A 3,612-nucleotide genomic window follows, 5' to 3' on the forward strand; every position below is an offset into this window, starting at 1 on the left:
ACGGCTACAATAATCACATCCTGCTGAAATTGCTTTCCTTTAAAATGATTCATCGTCATTCCTCCTGCTATCTTTTTCTATTATTCTACCTTATTTGATAGTAGATTTAAAACTTTGCAACAGAACCCCTTATATCAAGTGGAATGATTACAATGATACTGTCACGATTGAATTTAATTATCGTATTATGCCCTATTTGATTGAGTTGAAGCAAAACTTTACGCAATATGCCTTATCTGATGTTATGGAGTTAAACAGCAAATATTCCATTATCCTCTACAAATGGTTATCTATGAACTATAACCAATACGAGCATTACAGCACCAAAGGCGGACGGCGAGCCGAACAAGTGGAAGCCTATCGCAATCCCACTATCAAAGTGAAAGAAATTCGTCTTATAACAGATACGGTTAATGAGTATAAAGAAACATATCATTTTTTTAGATATATTGTTGAAAACTCTTTAAAAGAAATCAACGAACATACGCATTTTAACGTGACCTATGAGAAAGTCAAAAAAGGGCGGAGCATTGACTCTATTGTCTTTCATATTGAGAAGAAACACCGAGCGGACGATAACAGTTACAAGTTGGGAGATAAAGACTATCAAGCCGATAAAAAGCAAAAATCAAGAAATGAAGCTGACTTACTAAAACAGGCAATGGAAAGTAAATATACAAGACTTTTATCTGAAAATTTCTTAATTGGCATGAATGATATTATGGATACAGCCACAATGGTAGGCTTACAGAAGAATGTTTATCCGCTTTATGACGAACTGAAAGAATTAAGAGGGCTAAATGGTGTCAAAGACCACTTATCTTATGTTGCCAGCAAAAAAGAAGCCTATTCTAAACGTAATGTAGCGAAATATCTTAAAAAAGCCATTGAACAATATCTACCAACGGTTAAAAGGCAGGACTTATCATGAGTGAAGAATTAAAAACGATTAAAGAGCTGGCGGACGAGTTAGGAGTTAATAAACAAAACGTACAATATCATATTAAGTCTTTGCCAAATAAGGAAAGACTTAAAAATGAAAAAGGAATAATACTTTTAACGATAGACGAACAAAATTTTATTAGAGCGAAGATTTTAAAAATTTCAACCGACAAAGTTTTAACCAACAAAGTTCTAGCCGACAAAGTTTTAACCGACAAAGTTTTAACCGACAAAGTTCTAGCCGACAAAGTTTCAACCGACAAAATTTCAACCGACAAAGTTTCAACCGACAAAGTTTCAACCGACAAAATTTCAACCGACAAAGTTTCAACCGACAAAGTTTCAACCGACAAAGAAAATAATTTCTTAATTGAAAAAATCAAAATACAGGAGGAGCAAATTCGAGATTTAAAAGAACAGCGTAGAAATGGAAAGGAACAATTAGATATAAAAGATAGCCAAATAGCCCAAATGCAAAATCTCTTAGACCAACAACAAAGGCTTGCCTTGCAGGATAAAAAGTTACTTGATGAGTATAAGTCAGAAATCAATGACTTAAAAGCTCTTAAAATGCCCTCACAGGAAACAGAATTCAAACACTTAGACAATCAATATAAAGATGAAGTGAACGCTCTTAAAGAGAAGTTGGAAAATTTGCAGGAACAACTCAAAGAACAAAAAAGGATAGAAGAACAAGAAAAACCAAGAAAATGGTGGGGACTATGGCGAAAATAGATGATTCAGTTAAAAAGAAAGTTCCAGAATTGCGATTTAAAGGATTTACGGATGATTGGGAAGAGCGTAATCGGTGAGAGGATTCTTTTGGTTCTCGCTAACACCTGTAAGGCGTTCAATGCTATAATTTAAGAGAAAAACTATGCTATAATTTAAGATAAAAACTATTAAAGAGATGAGCAAAATGGCAAAAATTGAACCGAAAATTTTTGACGAGTTGAAAACGGCTTTGGTATCTTTTGGCGACAAATATTTTGTCGGAGAAGAATTGAACCGTTCCAAACTCACGGATGATTTACGAAATTATGATGAAGCACTTTTAAGCAAATTGTTTGAAGTGGATTTCATCAAGCAACATTTCATCAAGGAAGTGGCGGGGCAAAAGCTCTTTCAGATTGAACAACTTGAAGAAGCCGTTCTCTATAACGATTACTGGGACACAAGCTACACCAAATATGAAAATCGTGTTGGCTTGGCTTCAAAAGGGAAATTCTTACAAGACAGCCAAGATGTTGTCTTAGATTTTCCGTTCAAGGATGGCGTTTTGACTGCTTCAATGACTAAAGAAGATAATGAGGACGGCTATGATGACGCCTTCTTAAACGAGGTCATTGAGAAAGACGAGATTGACCGTCTATTTGACAAGAAAGTATTTGTCAATGTCAAACGCTTTGGCAATAATCAGGCGGACAGCGGACAACGGACAGCGGACAGCTTAGATAATGGGATTGTTTCTTTTGATAAAGAGAAAGACAATCTGATTATCAAAGGAAATAATCTGTTGACGTTGCATGCGCTCTCCAATCATTATGCCGGAAAAGTGAAGAGTATATTTATAGATCCACCCTATAATACTGGAAATGACGGTTTTGGATATAATGACAGTTTTAAGCATTCTAGTTGGCTCACGTTTATGAAAAATAGACTTGAGATTGCAAGAGAATTACTAAGCAATCAAGGTAGTATAACAATCGCTATTGATTACAATGAGTTGGGGTATCTGTTAACACTCGCAGACTCAATCTTTGGGAAGGAAAATCTTCAAAATATCATAACAGTCCGTCGAGCTAGTGCCTCGGGTGCAAAAGTTATAAATCCTGGAGTTGTAACTATCTCTGACTACCTAGTCGTATATTCAAAAAACAAATCTCAATGGAAGCCTAACAAAGTGTTTGCAGCTAAAGATAGGGATAATCGTTATAATCAATTCATCAAGAATGTAAGTAGCCATTACGAATCATGGGAGTTCATGTCTTTGCTTGAAGCTTTTGCAGAAAGTCAGGGAATTAAGAAAAGCCAGTTAAAAAAAGAACTTGGCGAGGCATTTGATAGAAAACTAGATGAATTTGCTTACGAAAATGCTGATTCTGTTTTTCAATGGGTATCATTGGATGAGGGACAGATAAGTCAAGAAGCTCGTGCTTTGAAACACTTATCGAAAGATAATCCAGATAAGATGTATTACATGGAACGTCCAGGATATAATGATTACTACATGAAAAACGGAAAAGCGATGTTATTCATGAGAGAGCGACTAATTGATGTTGATGGAAAATTAGCGTTCGGGACTGCCATTACAGATATTTGGGATGACGTATTACCTAACGACTTACACAATGAAGGTGGAGTATCGGGTTCTGTTGCAAAGTTTTAAATAAAGAATAAAATCCCTTACGGTATCTATGATTTAAGCTGGGATTCCCAATAATACCTTGATTTCAGTATAGACCGAAAACCCGAAGAGAGTGCCTTCTTTTCGGGTTTTCTTATATAATCCTCGGATGGCTTCCATGCCTTTAATCGTGGGTGAGGCAGTGCGTAAACTTCGATAGAATTTATTGCGTCTCTTTACTGGACGATGGTCTTGTTCAATCAAATTATTCAGGTATTTAATGGTACGATGTTCTGTCCCTTGATAAAAGCCGTATTCTTTTA

Annotated in this window: 2 protein-coding genes and 3 pseudogenes; 4 read left to right on the forward strand and 1 reads right to left on the reverse strand. The window is 35.7% G+C overall.

The window, feature by feature from the left end; all coding sequences use genetic code 11:
- Positions 1-127: 127 nt before the first annotated feature.
- The 4 genes and pseudogenes from ACVRZD_RS10475 to ACVRZD_RS10490 form a co-directional block, all read left to right on the forward strand.
- Positions 128-931: pseudogene (locus ACVRZD_RS10475) on the forward strand (RepB family plasmid replication initiator protein); the annotation flags it as partial.
- Complete coding sequence (locus tag ACVRZD_RS10480; protein WP_447450494.1) at positions 928-1,677, forward strand: DNA-binding protein; 750 nt, start codon at positions 928-930, stop codon at positions 1,675-1,677. The pseudogene ACVRZD_RS10475 and the gene ACVRZD_RS10480, both read left to right, overlap by 4 nt.
- Positions 1,653-1,745: pseudogene (locus tag ACVRZD_RS10485) on the forward strand (restriction endonuclease subunit S); the annotation flags it as partial. The gene ACVRZD_RS10480 and the pseudogene ACVRZD_RS10485, both read left to right, overlap by 25 nt.
- A 116-nt stretch (positions 1,746-1,861) precedes the next feature.
- A pseudogene (locus ACVRZD_RS10490) lies at positions 1,862-2,938 on the forward strand (site-specific DNA-methyltransferase); the annotation flags it as partial.
- 426 nt (positions 2,939-3,364) lie between these two features.
- On the opposite strand, the gene ACVRZD_RS10495 reads toward ACVRZD_RS10490, so the two are convergent.
- Positions 3,365-3,612: DDE-type integrase/transposase/recombinase (locus ACVRZD_RS10495; RefSeq protein WP_447450495.1), on the reverse strand; the 248-nt coding region annotated here is incomplete at its 5' end.

The sequence above is a fragment of the Streptococcus hongkongensis genome (genome assembly GCF_053206145.1).